Here is a 15,779-nt window from a genome sequence, read left to right on the forward strand (position 1 = left end):
GGGCCAGTCATGGCCCGGTCCACAGGGTGTCGAGGCGGCGCTGGCCGTCGCCCGACACGCCTTCCCGCCGGACCAGCCCGCGCAGGCGCAGGCTTCTGCCATTCAGAAAGCCCGGCTCGGTCCGCCAGATCACGTCATAGATCGCCGCTTCATGCCGCTCCCCCGCCTCGTCGATGCAGCGCGCATCGATCAGTACGGGCAGGCGCCCCTCGCGCCGGTCGGCACCACCATCGGTCAGCTTGAGCAACGGACCATCGATCCAGCCGGTTTCGATACGGTGATCCAGCACCGTTGACTGTTCGCCTACGCCAAGCGCGGTGGGAAAGCGGATGGTCGTACTTTGCAGGGCGCATCCCGCCTGAGCCGCGAACTGGATGCCATCGTCATCGGCGGCGACGGTGACCAGCATCACGCGCCCGCGCTTTGCCCTTTGTGCCGATCGTTCAGCCTGTTGTTCGACCGCGCGCTGGGCCGCCGCATCCTCGCGCTCCTGCCAGCTGTTCCAGAAGCTGAGGCCGGCGATGATGACGCCGGCCACGGCCACGCCTTCACCGATGGTGATCCAGCGGCGACGGATCGCTCGTGTCTCGGCCCGCTGTTCGGCCTGTTCGGCTGCGCGGGTCGCCGGGGTTTCTGCAGGCGGGCCGGCCGGATCGGTCATCAGAACTGGTCCGCCAGGTCCATCAGCTTCGTCAGCCGCTTGGGGGCGGCCATCCGCCAACTTCGGTTCAGCCAGTCCTCGACCAGCGTCCAGTCCACCTCGCCCTGATCCAGGCGGATGCCGATCCAGCCGGATGGGCCCAGATAGGCTGGCCGGAAATACAGATCGGGATCGCGTTCGATCAGCATCGCCTGTTCCTCGACCCCGCTCGCCTTGACCAGCAGCGCGGTCATCCCGTCGCCATGATGGTTGACGGTGAAATAGGCGAAGAACTTGCCACCCTCGACATGGAACCCTTGCGAACCATGGCTCGTCTTTTCGCGCGCTTCGGGCAGGGCCAGGGCGCGGTCGCGCACCTCGTCCAGCGTCGATTTGGTGCCGGACCGGATCCAGTCGGCGACCACGCGCGGATAGAGCTGATGCTCCGCGATCAGCACCCGCGCCGCCAGGCTGTCGGTGCTTTCGCCCGGCAGGATCGCCACCCTCGCCTGACCCAGCACCGGGCCGTCGTCCAGTTCGGCCGTCACCAGATGCACGGAACAGCCGCCATGGCTGTCCCCCGCCTCGATCGCGCGCTCATGCGTGTGCAGCCCCTTGTACAGCGGCAGCAGGGAGGGGTGGATATTGACCATCCGGTTCGCCCAGCCTTCGACGAATTCGGGTGACAGCAGGCGCATATAGCCCGCCAGCGCGACATGGGTGCATCCCGCCGCGCGCAATTCCCGGTCGATGATCGCGTCGAATTCGGCGCGCTTCATGCCCTTGTGGCTCTGGCCGAATGTCGCGATCCCCTCTGCCGCTGCCAGCATCAGGCCGGGGGCATCGGGATCGTTGGCGGCAACTAGGGCAATCTCGTACGGGCAATCGGATACCCGCGCGGCATAGAGCAGCGCCGCCATGTTGGACCCGCGCCCCGAAATCAGGACGCCGAGTCGCGCCTTAGCCATGATGCGTTGCCTGCCACGCGGCCTTGGCGCTCCACGTCTCGGTACTGCCGGTGACGGTGCAGCCCCGCTCGCCCTCGACGATGCTGCCGATGCGGAACACCTCGTCGCCCTGTGCGGCCAGATCGGCGGCAAGCGCAATCGCATCGGATTCGGGCGCGATCACCGCCATGCCGACACCGCAGTTGAAGGTGCGGGCCATTTCCTCTGGCTCGATATTCCCCTGCGCCTGCAGGAACGCCATCAGCCGGGGCTGTTCCCACGCGTCGGCATCGATCATCGCGTGACAGCCGACCGGCAGGACACGCGGGATGTTCTCCAGCAATCCGCCGCCCGTGATATGGGCAAGGCCGTTGATCCGCCCCGCCTGCACCAGCGGCAGCAGCGCCTTCACATAGATGCGCGTCGGCGCCATCAGCGCGTCGATCAGGATCGTGTCCAGATCGAACAGGGCAGGGCGGTTCAGTTTCCACCCCTTGTCCGCCGCCAGCCGCCGGACCAGCGAAAATCCGTTGGAATGAACGCCGGACGACGCCATGCCCAGTACGACGTCACCGGGCCGGATGCGGCTGCCGTCGAGCAACCGGTCGCGTTCCACCGCGCCCACGCAAAATCCGGCGAGGTCGTAATCGCCCGGCGCATACATTCCCGGCATTTCGGCCGTCTCTCCGCCGATCAGCGCACATCCCGCCTGGCGACAGCCATCGGCGATGCTGGCGATCACCCGCTCGGCCACGCCGTTCTCAAGCTTTCCGCTGGCGTAATAGTCCAGGAAGAACAGAGGCTCGGCCCCCTGAACGATCAGGTCGTTGGCGCACATCGCGACCAGATCGACGCCGACACCGTCATGCGCATCATGTTCGATGGCCAGTTTCAGCTTGGTACCCACGCCGTCATTGGCCGCCACCAGCAATGGGTCGGCATAGCCGCAGGCCTTCAGGTCAAAGATGCCACCAAAGCCGCCAAGGTCTGCATCCGCGCCGGGCCGCCGCGTCGATCGCGCCAGCGGGCCGATCGCCCGGACAAGGGCATTGCCGGCGGCAATGGAGACGCCGGCGTCGGCATAGGTGTAGCGGGCGGATTCGGGCTCGGTCGTGCTCATGCTGTTGCCGTTAGCGAGAAGCCGCTTGGTTTTCCACGCCCGCTTCGCCAAAAGGGCGCGCAATGATGCGAAAGCGCACCTCGGTCGTCCTGTCTGTCTCTGTCGCGGCCCTGGCCGTGGTCAGCACCGCTGGCCTGGTTCAGGCACAGCCGGATGGCTCCGCCGCGCCGATGGGCGAGGTTTATGGCAGTTTCGAAGTCACCGGGATCGAGGTGGATACGCGCGGCAAGACTGCTGATGCCGCCCGCATGGCCGGATGGCGGGAAGCGCAGCGCAAGGCGTGGCAGAAACTGACCCAGCGCATGGGCAAATCGGCCAACCTGTCCGATTCGGCGGTGGATGCGATGGTCAGCGGCATCATCGTCGAAAACGAACAGATCGGCCCGACGCGCTATATCGCCCGGCTGGGCGTGATGTTCAGCCGCCAGCGGGCAGGGCCGATTTTGGGTGTCCGGGCACAGATCACCCGGTCGGCACCCATGGTCGTGATGCCGCTGCAATGGTCCGGCGGCGTTGCATCCGGTTTTGAGCGGGACTCGCCTTGGGGTCAGGCATGGAACCGATTCCGGGCGGGAAACAGCAGCATCGATTATGTGCGGCTGACCGGCACGGGTCCTGATGCCATGCTGTTGAACGCGGGACAGGCATCGCGCCGCGGCCGGGGCTGGTGGAAGGCGATCCTGGACCAATATGGCGCCAAGGATGTCCTGATCCCCGAAGTGGTGCTGCGCCGCGAATGGCCGGGCGGCCCCGTGACCGCCGAGTTTCGCGCCGGGTTCGGCCCGGACAATCGCCAGATCAGCCGGTTCACGCTCCGCATCGAAAATGGCGACGGCCTGCCCGCGCTGCTGGACGAAGGCGCGCGGCGGATTGACGAGGCGTATCAGAATGCACTCGCCTCCGGCCTGTTGCGACCGGACGCTCTGCTTGGCTATGTCCCGCCTGCGCCGGTTACAGAGGAAGTTCCCCTGACCGATGAACCGGTGGACGGGATGATCGATCCACTGGCGACGCCCGCCCCGGCAACGCAGGTGTCGGTGAATGTTCAGTTCGATACGCCCGATGCCGGGGACGAGGTCAATGGCGAACTGGCGCTGCGGGCGATACCCGGCGTGCGGTCGGCGGCGACGACCAGCCTGGCGCTGGGCGGCGTTTCGGTCATGCGCGTCACCTTCGACGGTGATGTGGCGACCCTCCGCGCTGCGCTGGAAGAGCGCGGCTGGCAGGTGCAGGAAGGGCCCGGCACGCTCCGCATCCGACGCGCGGGACGCAGCCCTGCCGGCCAATGAACCAGTTGACGCTGCCGCTTGGCGATCTGAACCCGGCTGGCGGATCCGCCTTTCTGGTGGGAGAGGCGAATGCCGATGCCGTGGCACAGCTGGATTTCTGGCATGGCTGGCCGGTTCAGGCGGCATTGCTGGTCGGGCCGCCCCGTTCGGGCCGCACGCTGTTCGGGCGGCTGTTCGTCAACCGCACGGGCGGGCGAGTGATCGACGATGCAGAGGCGCAGGACGAACGGCTGATCTTTCACGCGTGGAATGATGCTCAGGCAAGCGGCCATCCGCTGCTGATCATCGCGGGTGCCGTGCCGCCGGAATGGCCCGTCGCGCTCCCCGACCTTCGTTCGCGGCTGACGGCGACGCCGGTGCTGCGCTTTCAGCCGCCGGACGATGCGCTGCTGCGCGCCATCCTGATCCGCGGGTTCGATCGCGCTGCGATGGTTCCGGCGCCGGATGTCATCGACTGGCTCGTCCGACGGATCGATCGCAGCTATGCCGTGATCGACCGAATCGTTACCGATCTTGCTGCTACTGCCGACCGGAGCGGCCAGCGGCGCATTACCGTGCCGATGGTCCGGGCCTGGATCGACCGATCGCCGGATCGCGCCATCGATGATGCAAAGGACCCGACGGACCCATGAACGCGCCCGCCCAGCCGATGACTAGCCCAGCCGCAACGGTTCCCGGCAACGGCCGGTACTTCAATCGGGAGCTGTCGTGGCTGGCGTTCAACCGGCGCGTGCTGGACGAGGCGTGCAACACCGCCCATCCGCTGCTGGAGCGGCTGCGCTTTCTGTCCATTTCCGCTTCGAACCTGGACGAGTTTTTCATGGTTCGCGTCGCCGGGCTAAAAGGCCAGCAGCTTCAGAATGTCGAGCACAAGTCTGCCGACGGCCTGACCCCAAGTCAGCAGCTTGAGGCGATTGTCGAGGAAGCCGGCGAACTGGTCGATGCCCAGCAGGAAATCTGGCGCGACCTTCGCGCGCTGCTCCGCGATGCCGGAATCGAGGTGCTGGACGGCGGCGACATCGTGGGCGAGGAGCGGGAATGGCTGGCCGACCATTTCCGGGAACAGATGTTCGCGGTGCTGACGCCTCAGGCGCTCGATCCGGCCCACCCGTTCCCGTTCATCCCCAATGCCGGATCGGCCGTGATCTTTGATCTGGTGCGGATTTCCGACGATGTGCCGGTGCGTGAGCTCGTGCTGTTGCCGCCGACCATGTCCCGCTTTGTCCGCCTGCCGGGCAAGGCGGCCCGGTACGTCGCGGTCGACACGATCCTGCGGCATTTCCCGGAGCTGATCTTTCCCGGTTATCGCGTCAAGGCGGCTGCGGCGTTCCGCGTGCTGCGCGACAGCGATATCGAGGTGGAGGAAGAGGCCGAGGATCTGGTCCTGTATTTCCGCACGGCCATCAAGCGGCGGCGGCGCGGCCGCGTCATCCGGCTGGAAACCGAAACCGGGATGACCGCGGAGCTGGAGGCGACGCTGCTTGAGGAACTGGGCGGCAGCGAGGCTTTGCTGACCGAACAGGGCGGCTTTTTGGGGCTGGCCGATCTGTCCGCGCTGGTCGACGAGGATCGGCCGGACCTGAAATTCACGCCCTTTTCCCCCCGCTTTCCGGAGCGTATCCGGGAATATGGCGGCGATTGTTTTGCTGCCATTCGCGCGAAGGACATTATCGTCCACCACCCCTATGAAAGTTTCGACGTTGTTCTGGCGTTCCTGAAACAGGCGGCGCAGGACCCCGATGTCGTGGCGATCAAGCAGACGCTGTATCGCGCGGGCAAGCAGTCGGCGGTCATTCAGGCGCTGATCGCGGCGGCCGAGGCCGGAAAGTCGGTGACTGCCGTGGTCGAACTGAAAGCCCGGTTTGACGAGGAACAGAATCTGCTCTGGGCCGACGCGCTGGAACGGGCGGGGGTTCAGGTCGTCTATGGCTTTATCGACTGGAAGACGCACGCCAAGATTTCGATGGTCGTTCGGCGTGAAGAAGGCGGTTTTCGCACCTATTGCCACTTCGGCACCGGCAATTATCACCCGGTGACCGCGCGCATTTACACTGACCTGTCCTATTTCACTGCCGATCCGCGCATCGGGCGGGATGCGGCGCGGATTTTCAATTACGTCACCGGCTATGTCGAACCGGGCGATCTTGAACTGATCACCGTGTCGCCGCGCGGGTTGCGAAACGCGCTGATCGACCTGATCGACGCCGAAATCGCCCATGCCCGTGCCGGTCGCCCGGCCGCGATCTGGGCCAAGATGAACTCGCTGGTCGATCCGGCAATCATCGAAAAGCTGTATGAAGCGAGCAATGCCGGAGTGGAGATCGACCTGGTCATTCGCGGCATATGCTGCCTGCGCCCAGGCATCGCGGGAATGTCGGCCCATATCCATGTCCGGTCCGTCGTCGGCCGGTTCCTGGAACACAGCCGGATCTGGGCGTTCGCCAATGGCAAGGCGCTGCCGCATGATGCCGCCCGGGTATTCATCTCGTCCGCCGACTGGATGCCGCGCAATTTCGACCGGCGGGTCGAATATATGATGCCGCTGACCAACCCGACGGTGCATGATCAGGTGCTGGATCAGGTGATGGTCGCCAATCTGATCGACAGCGAACAGACATGGGAATTGCACGCCGATGGCAGCTATGAACGGATCGAACCGGGCAGCCGTCCGTTCAACCTGCACCGCTATTTCATGACCAATCCGTCCCTGTCCGGCCGAGGTGAAAGTGCAGAAGCCATGCCGCAGAAACTGTCGCTGCGCAGGCGCCGGGCACCCGTCGTCGCGCCAGAGGCGACTGCCGCCGAACCGGCAAGCGGCGTGACCGCCTCCTGATGGCATCGCCCCTGATCCTGAAACAGGCATGGGCATTGCCCGAAGGCCGCAGCATCCGTTCGGCGATCATCGATATCGGGTCCAATTCAATCCGTCTGGTGGTCCATGAAGGGCCGCCGCGACTGCCCGCCATCCTGTTCAATGAAAAGGTGCTGGCGGGGCTGGGCAAGGGGCTGGCATCGACCGGCCGGATCGACGACGAAGCGCTGGAAAAGGCAGCGGTTGCGCTCGGCCGGTTCGCGGCGCTTGCCCGCGAAATGGGCGTGGATGAACTGCGCACCGTCGCAACGGCGGCCGTGCGGGATGCGGCCAATGGCGATGTTCTGATGGCCGCCGCACGCGAGCTGGGCCTTACGGTCGAATTGCTGACCGGCGAGCAGGAAGCCATGGCGGCGGGTCAGGGCGTGCTGTCCGCCATTCCCGATGCCGACGGCATTGTTGGCGATCTGGGCGGGGGCAGCCTGGAACTGATCCGCGTGCGCAATGGCGAACTGGGCGAACGGATTTCCTTTCCGCTGGGCGTGCTGCGCGTCGCAGGGATCCGGGCCAAGGGGAAGGGCGCGCTGGACCGCCGCGTGCGGCAGACTCTGAAAGCCAGCGGCTGGCTGGGCGAAGGTCGCGGCCTGCCGCTGTACCTGGTCGGCGGTTCGTGGCGCGCGCTGGCGCGGCTCGACATGCACCTGACGCACTATCCGCTGCCCGTGATGCACCAATATTGCCTGGCGCGGACCGATATCGCCCGGCTGGTCCGAACGCTCAGCCATGTCGGCAAGCCTGCGCTGAAGGCGGTGCCGAACCTGTCGGGCGGGCGTATTCCGACGTTGCTCGATGCGGCCAGCCTGTTGTCCGCATTGCTGCGCCATCTGGACAGTGAACAGACGGTCGTATCTGCCTTTGGCCTTCGCGAAGGGCTGCTTTACGGCCGCCTGACTCCGGCCGAGCGGGCGCTCGATCCGCTGATTGTGGCCACGCGTGAGGAGGGCGCCCGGCTGGGGCGGTTCCCCGAACATGGCGATCTGCTCGACCGGTGGATTTCGCCGCTGTTCCCGGATGAGGGCGATGCGCTTGACCGGTTGCGCCACGCCGCCTGCCTGCTTGCCGATGTCGGATGGCGGGCCAATCCGGAATTCCGTGCGGAACGCGGCATGGAGATTGCGCTGCACGGCAACTGGGTTGCCATTGACGGGCGCGGCCGTGCGTTGCTGGCGCAGGCGCTGTTCACCTGCCTCGGCGGGGGGACGACTGCGCCGGACCCGCTGTCCCGGCTGGCCGAGCCACAGGCGCTTGCCATCGCGCGTCAATGGGGCCTTGCCATGCGGCTGGGCCAGCGGCTCAGCGGCGGGGTTGCCGCGCCCCTGAACCGGTCATCGGTCACGATCCAGGGCGATACGCTGTTGCTGAGCCTGAACGCCGCCGACCGGCTGCTCTATGGCGAAGCCGTCCAGCGGCGGCACAAGGCACTGGCGCAGGCGTTCGACCGGAAACCCGTGCTGATCTGACGACCGCCGCTCAGCCGCAGCGCAGCGTCACCACCCGGTTCTGGTCATCCAGTTCGATGTTCAGCCGGTCGGTGCGGAAATCCATGGTCATCGCCATGCCCGGCCGCAGCCAGCGCACGGTGCGCGCGCCAACCCGCTTCATGGCGTCCGCCGCCAGTTCCGGCGTGCCGGCCTTGCCCACCAGGTCCTGGATCGCATCGGTCGAACACGGTTCGGCCAGCTGCGGCGGCGCCGGTTGTTCGGGCGTGGACATCGGTGTGCATCCCATGGGGAACAGGGCAATGACGGGCAGCAGGCGCTTCATGGCTGAACCTCCTCGGTCCGGGTCATCTTGAGCTTTCCATCAAGCACCGTAAAGCCCAGCCGCCCCTCGACCAGATCCAGCGCATCGCGGCCGAACTGTTCAAATCGCCATCCGGTCAACAGGGCCAGTCCATCCCGCTGTCCAGCCGCCAACGCCTCCAGGTCATCGGCACGCGCCAGCAATTTTGCCGCAACATCAATGTCTCGCGCGCGGATCTTGAGCAGCAGTTTCAACAGATCGGCGACCAGCGCCCCTTCCTTGCCAAGGCCGGGCTTGCGATCATCGCGCATCGGCATTTCATCGGCGGGCAGGGGAGCGGCGTGCTTCAGCGCCTCGATCATCCGTCCGCCAATATCGTTGGCGGCCCAGCTGGCCGACAATCCGCGCACCCGGCCAAGGTCGCGTTGCTCGCGCGGGGGATTTCCGGCAATATCGGCGATGGTTTCGTCCTTGGCGATGCGGCCGCGCGGCAGGTTCTTGTTCTGCGCCTCGATCTCGCGCCAGCGGGCCAGCGCCTTCAGCCGACCCAGCACCTCGGCCTTGCGGCTGGGGATGCGGATGCGCTGCCACGCTTCGTCGGGATTGTTGGCATAGTTGGACGGATCGGCCAGCCGCTCCATCTCTTCGTTCAGCCACGCACCGCGATTGGTTTTCTTCAGCTTGTTCAGCATTTTCGGAAAGATGCGTGACAGGTGGGTCACGTCCGCAATCGCATAATCGATCTGCCGCTTGTCCAGCGGCCGGCGCGACCAGTCGGTGAAGCGCGCGCCCTTGTCGACCTGAATACCCAGCCAGCTATCGACCAGGTTGGAATAACCGATCTGTTCCCCCTGACCCAGCGCCATGGCCGCGATCTGGGTGTCAAAGATGGGGTGCGGCGTCTTGCCGGTCAGGTTGTAGACGATTTCGACGTCCTGCCCGCCGGCATGAAAGACCTTCAGCACCTCTTCATTGTTGACCAGCAGGTCGAGCAGCGGGCCAAGGTCGATGCCCGGTGCCATCGGATCAATCGCCGCCGCTTCCTTGTCATCGGCGATCTGGATCAGGCAGAGTTCCGGCCAATAGGTGTTCTCGCGCATGAATTCTGTATCCACCGTCACGAAATCGGCGGTGGCCAGGCGGGCGCAGAGTTGGGCGAGCGACGCGGAATCTTCGATCAGCGGATGAATGTGCATCGCGCGGCCATAGCGGCCTCTTCGGGTTGACAAAAGAGTGCGCGGGGGGAAAGCGGACGACCAGTTTCACGCAGCCTGTCCAACGGGCCGCTTTCGCAACAGAGAAATCAGATCGCCATGCACGTCTATCGCACCCATACCTGCGGCCAATTGACCGCTGCCGATGTCGATACCCAGGTCCGCCTGTCCGGATGGGTGCATCGCAAGCGCGACCATGGCGGCGTGCTGTTCGTCGATCTGCGCGACCATCACGGGCTGACGCAGATTGTGGCGGATGCCGATTCGCCGGCGCTTCCGATCCTGGAAACGATCCGGGTGGAATCGGTCGTCACCATCGACGGGACGGTGAAGCGCCGGTCCGATGCGACGACCAACGCCAATCTGGCGACGGGTGAGATCGAGGTGTTCGCCCGTGCGGTCAGCATCCAGTCCGCTGCGCAGGAACTGCCGATGCCGGTCGCGGGCGAGGCGGAGTATCCCGAAGACATCCGCCTGCGGAACCGGTTCCTCGATCTGCGCCGCGACAAAATTCACCAGAACATCGTGCTGCGCAGCCAGGTGATTGCATCGCTGCGCCGGCGGATGATCGATCAGGGCTTTACCGAGTTTCAGACGCCCATCCTGACCGCATCGTCGCCAGAGGGCGCGCGCGACTATCTTGTCCCCAGCCGTGTCCATCCGGGCAAATTCTATGCGCTGCCCCAGGCGCCGCAGATGTTCAAGCAGCTGCTGATGGTCGCCGGCTTCGATCGCTATTTCCAGATTGCGCCCTGTTTCCGCGATGAGGATGCGCGTGCCGATCGCAGCCCGGGCGAGTTCTATCAGCTCGATTTCGAAATGAGCTTCGTCACGCAAGACGATGTTTTTGCAGCGATCGAGCCGGTTCTTCACGGCGTGTTTGAAGAATTCGCCAACTGGCAGGGCAAGGGCCGGACGGTCAGCCCGCTGCCGTTCAAGCGGATCCCGTACCGCGAATCGATGCTGAAATACGGCAATGACAAGCCTGACCTGCGCAACCCGATCCTGATCAGCGATGTGTCGGAACAGTTTGTCGGATCGGGTTTCGGCCGGTTTGCCAGCATTGTCGAGGCGGGAGACGTGGTTCGCGCGATTCCCGCACCGGGCACCGCGGAAAAGAGCCGCAAGTTCTTTGACGACATGAACAGCTGGGCACAGGGCGAGGGGTTTGCCGGCCTTGGCTATGCCACGCGCAAGGGCGGCGAATGGGGCGGCCCGATTGCCAAGAACCATGGCGAGGACAAGATGTCGGCGCTGGCTGATGCGCTTGGCCTTGGCCCGGATGACGGCATTTTCTTTGCCGCCGGCAAGGAAGCACAGGCAGCGAAGCTGGCTGGCCTTGCCCGGACGCGCATTGCCGAACAGCTGGGCCTGATCGACCAGAACCGGTTCGAATTCTGCTGGATCGTCGATTTCCCGATGTTCGAATATGATGAGGACGCCAAGAAGGTCGATTTCAGCCACAACCCGTTTTCGATGCCGCAGGGCGAGTTGGAGGCGCTGGAGACAAAGGATCCGCTGGATATCCTGGCTTATCAGTACGACATCGTCTGCAACGGCGTGGAGCTGTCGTCGGGGGCCATCCGGAACCACCGGCCGGAAATCATGTACAAGGCGTTCGAAATCGCGGGTTACACGCAGGAACAGGTCGACGCCAATTTCTCCGGCATGATCAACGCGTTCAAATTCGGTGCGCCGCCGCACGGCGGATCGGCCCCCGGCGTTGACCGCATCGTCATGCTGCTGGCGGACGAGCCGAACATCCGCGAAGTCATCGCGTTCCCAATGACGCAGAAGGCGGAGGACCTGATGATGGGCGCACCCAGCTTTGTCAGCGCGCGCCAATTGAAGGAACTGAGCATCCGGCTGGCCCCGGGCGTCGGCCAGGATTGATCGCCGCTCCGGCCGGTTGAGGGGGTTGCCCGATCGGGTGCCCCCAGCCGTCCGGGTCGATGGCCGTTTTCGGCCGGTCGGCGGTGTGTTCCGCGTCAATCGCTGTCGGCACCGCGTCCAGCGCGGTCGATAGGCACCACTCTTGCAACGCAGGTTACCCCGGAAACGCGCCAGTGCGCTTGATCCGCTCGCCACGCTGCATACGTAAGGTATTCGAGGTCGCCGTGACCTCGGGCCCTTGCGGCGGACCGTTGACGTTGCCGCTCGATCCGCTTGCGCAATCGGGCATCTGGCGTAGACAGTATTGGTGAACGTCAACGTTTAGTTTTTGGAACACCCTTGACCGGTCGAAGCATCGCCTCTTCAAATGCCGCTGACGACGTTCACATCGCCCGCAACGCGGTGGGGCGGCCACGCGATCCCGCCAAGCATGACGCCATTATCGGCGCCGCCCGCGAGGCGTTTTTCGAACGCGGCTTCAACGCGGCAACCATCGAAGACATCGCCCAACGCGCCGGTGTGTCGAAAGTCACAATCTACAAGCAGTTCAGTGACAAGGAAACGTTGTTCGAATCCGTCATCAAGGCCGAAACGGAACGGATGGCCGCTGGCTTTGTCGGCCCGGTGGAAACCGGCGATCAGCTGATTGATCGCCTGAACAGCTTTGGTCTGTTGCTGCTGTCGTTCCTGTTTCACCCGGATCATGTGACGCTCGACCGCGTGCTGGCACCGGAACTGACGCAGATGCCCGATCTTGCGCGGCGGTTTTTCGATGCAGGACCGGCGCAATGCCGGATGGCGCTGGGCAACATGATTGCCGAGGCGGATCAGCGCGGGATGCTGAAGGTCGAAGACTCGATGTTTGCCGCCGAAACGCTGTTGGCGATGTGGAAGGGATTTCTGGACATCGAACTGCGGTTCCAGGTGACCCAGCATCAGACGGAAGAACAATTGAAAGCGCGGGTCAATCGTGGAACGCAACTGTTCCTGCGACTGTTTTCCGCAAAGCCGAACACTGACATTGGGGATGGTAGCTGATGCGTCAGATCTTGATTCCGGTAACGCTGCTGGCCGCGCTTCCCGCTGCCTGCTCGGGCGGATCCGAACCGGCAGCCGAGCCGGCGCCGGCGGCCGAAAACAGCTCGGGCCTGAATTACATCGCCGAGGTCGAGAAACTGCCTCAGGAACAGCAGAATATCGTGTTTATCCGCGCGATCCGCGATGCCCGGCGCGAATGTCAGGGCGTTGTGGGATCGGTAAAGGCGACCGAGGTCGGGCCGGGCGCGTGGCGCGTCCGCTGTACCGATGGCGGCGGGCACCTGATCCGCATTTCGGCCAATGGCGACGGCCGCGTCACCAGCAGCCGGTAATCGCATGGAAATTTGGGGGGAGCACGCGGCCTCCCCCCCAATTCATCAGCGGTTACAGGCCGACGACCCCGCCATCATTCTTGGTGATAACGACCGTGGCGGAGCGCGGCCGCGATCCGACTGCGGGGCCAGTCTGGCTGGCCGGCCAGTTGCTGGTGATGTTCGCAAGCGTCCCGCCCTCGCCGGGGTGCTGGATGTTGACGAACAGCGTGCGGCCATCCGGCGTCGAGTCAACGCCAGTGATCTCGCACCCGATCGGACCCACCAGAAAGCGGCGCAGCTGAGTGCCGGGGGCGGCACCGATACGGGTCACGACGGTCGAGGTGACGCCGCTGGCGTTGGTGTTCGTCACCGTGCGCGTGCCGCCGTCGCCGACTCGTCCGGGCATGCCGACCAGCATCTGGTTGTTGGTCACATCGGTAAAGGCGCCATCATCCGTCTGAACCCACAACAGCGGCGTCACCTGCCCCGATGCGTTGGTGGGACGGCCGAACCATAGGCCGTCGGGGCTGGAAAAATCATTGTCCGCGGTCAGGCCGGACAGGTTGACGTTGGTGGCATCCAGGTCCGACCCCGCGCCGAAGGCATAGATGTCCCAGGTGAAGCGCAGCGCCTCGGTCGTATCGCCCTGTTCGCGCAGGCGCAGGATGTGCCCGTTGCGGTTGCCGCGCGCCGTGCTGGGCGCGTCGGTATAGACGCGGGGGTTGGCCGCATCGACCACGCGCTGGCTGGCCGAGACGGTGTCGCCGGGCACCCGCCGGTTGGCGTTGTTGGTCAGCGTTAGATACATTTCGCCCGTCACCGGGTTCACCGCCGTCCATTCCGGGCGATCCATCGGGGTCGCGCCCTGCGCATCGGCGGCGAGCCGGGCATGGACCAGCACATCCGCCTGATCGGCAAAGGCATAGGCCGGGTTTGTCGAGGTGACATTCCCCTGACCGAACACCAGCGGCAGCCACTCGCCCGTGCCATCGGCATTGAAGCGCGCGACATACAGCGTCCCGGCATCCAGATACTTGTCGCCGATGGCGAGGCGGGTCGCCGACTGTGCGTCCGCGGTCGCCCAGGGCGTGGCCGAGACGAATTTGTACACATATTCGTTCTGCGCGTCGCAGCCCATGTACCAGGCAGGGCGCACCCCGGCGACAAAGTTGCCCGGCCACGCGCCCTCATGGTTCATCCGGCCCAGCGCCGTGCGCTTGCGCGGGGTCGATGCGGGATCATAGGGGTCGATTTCGACCACCCAGCCATATTGGTTCGGTTCGTTCCGGTAATCCTGCGTCGCGTCCGATCCGGTGACGCGCGCGTCCCATTTGCGGAAGATGGTGTTGGCGGGATCGGCCGGAACCACCGTCGACCAGCCGTAATTGCCGGTCGAGCTGCCGACGCCATAGCGGGCGAGCGCGACCACTTCCTTGGCAGAGCGAAGGGCGTTGTCGCTGGACGGACGACGGAAATAACCGGCCCAGTTTTCCTCGCACGTCAGGTTGGTGCCCCAGGGGGTCACGCCGTTCGCGCAGTTGTTGATCGTGCCGCGCCCGGCAACGCCGGTCGGCGAAAATGCGGTGCGCAGCAGCGCGCTGCCCCGCGCCGGGCCATTGATGGCCATTGGCGTGTTGGGCGTGATCCGGCGGTTGAACGGGCTGTTCTGGACATAGGACCATGCGCCGGATGCCGCGCGCGACACCTCGACAATGCTGACGCCGTGCAGGTCGATTTCGATGGTCACTTCGCCTTCGGGGCGGATGCCGCCGGGCGCCGTCGGACCGTTGGCGTGCAGATATTGTTCGGTGATGTTTTCATGGTTCATCACCAGCAGGCCGCGCGTGCTGCTGTTGTCATCGCGCCCGCCGCTGGCCGACAGGCCGTAATAATAGAGCGCATCGCCGTGATCGCCCGCGCGCTGGGCGAAATTGGTATCGGTGCCGTCATTGCGATAGGCCGGGACATTGGCCGCCAGCGGATCGCCCATGCGGTACAGCACGTTGACGGTATAGCCGGCGGGGACGGTCACCACGTCGTTGCGGTTCTTGGCAACCGCGGTGAAGCCGAGAGCAGGCGGGTTGATCGTCACCGTGGTATCGGCCTGAGAGATGAGGCCGCTGCCGTTGGTGGCGGTGTAGCGAAAGCCCAGCGTCGTGGCGCTGGCCACGGCCGGCGCGATAAAGGTCGTCGCGCCGGAATTGGCGCCGCTGAGCGTGACGGCAGGTCCGCTGGTCTGCGTAAAGCTTTGCGCCGTGACCTGCGCACCGGTTGCGGTGCCGTTCAGCGTGACGACGCGGCCGCCGGACGTCGCGCCGCTGGAGCCCGCAACGACCGACAGGGCCGGTTCGCCGTTCGTCGTATCCTCATCACAGCCGGCCAGCAGACCGCCGCCGAACACGGCGATGGCCGCGGCATTGACGCCGCCGCGCAGGGTCGTGCGGCGCGAATAACGTTGTTCGATCAGCGAATTCAGCGTCGGCGTGGCGGACGGATTGGTGTCGATTTCACCGTCGGTATAGCTGACGGTCGGCAGGGCAAAGGATTCCATGAAGCGTGTCCCCCAATTAAGCGAATCAACTGGTCGGGCGGCAGCGCCGCTCCGCCGTGGTTTGGGTTGCGGATGCGACACGCTGATGAGCGTTCGCGGACAGAGCCGAGACAATTCGAAGTCAGGAATATGACGCGGGCCGAAACGAACGATCGGCG

At 65.0% G+C, this 15,779-nt stretch carries 13 protein-coding genes; 7 read left to right on the top strand and 6 right to left on the bottom strand.

The annotated features are described in order from the left end of the window. Positions 1 to 7 precede the first annotated feature (7 nt). The 3 genes from NYR55_RS00780 to purM are packed head-to-tail and all read right to left on the bottom strand — an operon-like array spanning position 8 to position 2,707. Positions 8 to 661 (bottom strand): hypothetical protein, encoded by a 654-nt coding sequence (locus NYR55_RS00780; RefSeq protein ID WP_260019355.1) that lies wholly within the window; start codon positions 659 to 661, stop codon positions 8 to 10. After that, the gene (gene purN / locus NYR55_RS00785; RefSeq protein ID WP_260019356.1) at positions 661 to 1,608 is read right to left on the bottom strand and encodes a phosphoribosylglycinamide formyltransferase; all 948 of its coding nucleotides are present in this window, start codon (positions 1,606 to 1,608) and stop codon (positions 661 to 663) included. Before purN ends, NYR55_RS00780 begins: the two co-directional genes overlap by 1 nt. Then, positions 1,601 to 2,707 (bottom strand): phosphoribosylformylglycinamidine cyclo-ligase, encoded by a 1,107-nt coding sequence (gene purM / locus NYR55_RS00790; RefSeq protein WP_260019357.1) that lies wholly within the window; start codon positions 2,705 to 2,707, stop codon positions 1,601 to 1,603. The genes purN and purM overlap by 8 nt, the downstream gene beginning before the upstream one ends. Positions 2,708 to 2,772: 65 nt before the next feature. On the opposite strand from purM, the gene NYR55_RS00795 reads away from it, so the two are divergent. From NYR55_RS00795 to NYR55_RS00810, 4 genes are read left to right on the top strand one after another with little or no spacing between them, the layout of a single operon-like run. Further along, a complete protein-coding gene (locus NYR55_RS00795; protein ID WP_347709650.1) occupies positions 2,773 to 3,996 on the top strand; it encodes a heavy-metal-associated domain-containing protein in 1,224 nt (407 codons plus the stop codon). Next, complete coding sequence (locus NYR55_RS00800; RefSeq protein ID WP_260019359.1) at positions 3,993 to 4,628, top strand: chromosomal replication initiator DnaA; 636 nt, start codon at positions 3,993 to 3,995, stop codon at positions 4,626 to 4,628. The genes NYR55_RS00795 and NYR55_RS00800 overlap by 4 nt, the downstream gene beginning before the upstream one ends. After that, on the top strand, positions 4,625 to 6,829 hold the full coding sequence (locus NYR55_RS00805; RefSeq protein WP_260019360.1) for an RNA degradosome polyphosphate kinase: 2,205 nt from the start codon (positions 4,625 to 4,627) through the stop codon (positions 6,827 to 6,829). Before NYR55_RS00800 ends, NYR55_RS00805 begins: the two co-directional genes overlap by 4 nt. Continuing rightward, entirely contained in the window at positions 6,829 to 8,328 is a 1,500-nt protein-coding gene (locus NYR55_RS00810) for a Ppx/GppA family phosphatase (RefSeq protein WP_260019361.1), read from the top strand. The genes NYR55_RS00805 and NYR55_RS00810 overlap by 1 nt, the downstream gene beginning before the upstream one ends. A 10-nt stretch (positions 8,329 to 8,338) precedes the next feature. Here NYR55_RS00810 and NYR55_RS00815 read toward each other — a convergent pair whose 3' ends face one another. Beyond that, positions 8,339 to 8,632, bottom strand: a complete 294-nt coding sequence (locus NYR55_RS00815; protein ID WP_260019362.1) for an I78 family peptidase inhibitor — start codon at positions 8,630 to 8,632, stop codon at positions 8,339 to 8,341. Next, positions 8,629 to 9,807, bottom strand: coding sequence for a ribonuclease D (rnd, locus tag NYR55_RS00820; RefSeq protein WP_260019363.1), 1,179 nt, complete (start codon positions 9,805 to 9,807; stop codon positions 8,629 to 8,631). The genes NYR55_RS00815 and rnd overlap by 4 nt, the downstream gene beginning before the upstream one ends. 117 nt (positions 9,808 to 9,924) lie before the next feature. On the opposite strand from rnd, the gene aspS reads away from it, so the two are divergent. The 3 genes from aspS to NYR55_RS00835 all read left to right on the top strand — a co-directional run bounded on the left by aspS (position 9,925) and on the right by NYR55_RS00835 (position 13,088). Beyond that, positions 9,925 to 11,718: an aspartate--tRNA ligase gene (aspS, locus tag NYR55_RS00825; protein ID WP_260019364.1), complete on the top strand. Its 1,794-nt coding sequence runs from the start codon at positions 9,925 to 9,927 to the stop codon at positions 11,716 to 11,718. 273 nt (positions 11,719 to 11,991) lie between these two features. After that, on the top strand, positions 11,992 to 12,756 hold the full coding sequence (locus NYR55_RS00830; RefSeq protein WP_260019365.1) for a TetR/AcrR family transcriptional regulator: 765 nt from the start codon (positions 11,992 to 11,994) through the stop codon (positions 12,754 to 12,756). Next, positions 12,756 to 13,088 carry a hypothetical protein gene (locus NYR55_RS00835; protein ID WP_260019366.1) on the top strand — a complete coding sequence of 111 codons (333 nt, stop codon included), beginning with the start codon at positions 12,756 to 12,758 and terminating at the stop codon, positions 13,086 to 13,088. Before NYR55_RS00830 ends, NYR55_RS00835 begins: the two co-directional genes overlap by 1 nt. Positions 13,089 to 13,140: 52 nt before the next feature. On the opposite strand, the gene NYR55_RS00840 is transcribed toward NYR55_RS00835, so the two are convergent. After that, a complete protein-coding gene (locus NYR55_RS00840; RefSeq protein WP_260019367.1) occupies positions 13,141 to 15,621 on the bottom strand; it encodes a PhoX family phosphatase in 2,481 nt (826 codons plus the stop codon). Positions 15,622 to 15,779 lie beyond the last annotated feature (158 nt).

The organism is Sphingomonas sp. BGYR3, from assembly GCF_025153455.1.
Classification (GTDB): domain Bacteria; phylum Pseudomonadota; class Alphaproteobacteria; order Sphingomonadales; family Sphingomonadaceae; genus Sphingomonas.

What these genes read in the sequence shown, in the direction of transcription:
- purN (WP_260019356.1), bottom strand. Translation starts at nt 1,608, where the DNA reads ATGGCTAAGGCGCGACTCGGCGTCCTGATTTCGGGGCGCGGGTCCAAC.
- NYR55_RS00840 (WP_260019367.1), bottom strand. Translation starts at nt 15,621, where the DNA reads ATGGAATCCTTTGCCCTGCCGACCGTCAGCTATACCGACGGTGAAATC.
- NYR55_RS00800 (WP_260019359.1), top strand. Translation starts at nt 3,993, where the DNA reads ATGAACCAGTTGACGCTGCCGCTTGGCGATCTGAACCCGGCTGGCGGA.
- NYR55_RS00805 (WP_260019360.1), top strand. Translation starts at nt 4,625, where the DNA reads ATGAACGCGCCCGCCCAGCCGATGACTAGCCCAGCCGCAACGGTTCCC.
- NYR55_RS00780 (WP_260019355.1), bottom strand. Translation starts at nt 661, where the DNA reads ATGACCGATCCGGCCGGCCCGCCTGCAGAAACCCCGGCGACCCGCGCA.
- NYR55_RS00815 (WP_260019362.1), bottom strand. Translation starts at nt 8,632, where the DNA reads ATGAAGCGCCTGCTGCCCGTCATTGCCCTGTTCCCCATGGGATGCACA.
- NYR55_RS00795 (WP_347709650.1), top strand. Translation starts at nt 2,773, where the DNA reads ATGCGAAAGCGCACCTCGGTCGTCCTGTCTGTCTCTGTCGCGGCCCTG.
- NYR55_RS00835 (WP_260019366.1), top strand. Translation starts at nt 12,756, where the DNA reads ATGCGTCAGATCTTGATTCCGGTAACGCTGCTGGCCGCGCTTCCCGCT.
- NYR55_RS00810 (WP_260019361.1), top strand. Translation starts at nt 6,829, where the DNA reads ATGGCATCGCCCCTGATCCTGAAACAGGCATGGGCATTGCCCGAAGGC.
- rnd (WP_260019363.1), bottom strand. Translation starts at nt 9,807, where the DNA reads ATGCACATTCATCCGCTGATCGAAGATTCCGCGTCGCTCGCCCAACTC.
- purM (WP_260019357.1), bottom strand. Translation starts at nt 2,707, where the DNA reads ATGAGCACGACCGAGCCCGAATCCGCCCGCTACACCTATGCCGACGCC.
- aspS (WP_260019364.1), top strand. Translation starts at nt 9,925, where the DNA reads ATGCACGTCTATCGCACCCATACCTGCGGCCAATTGACCGCTGCCGAT.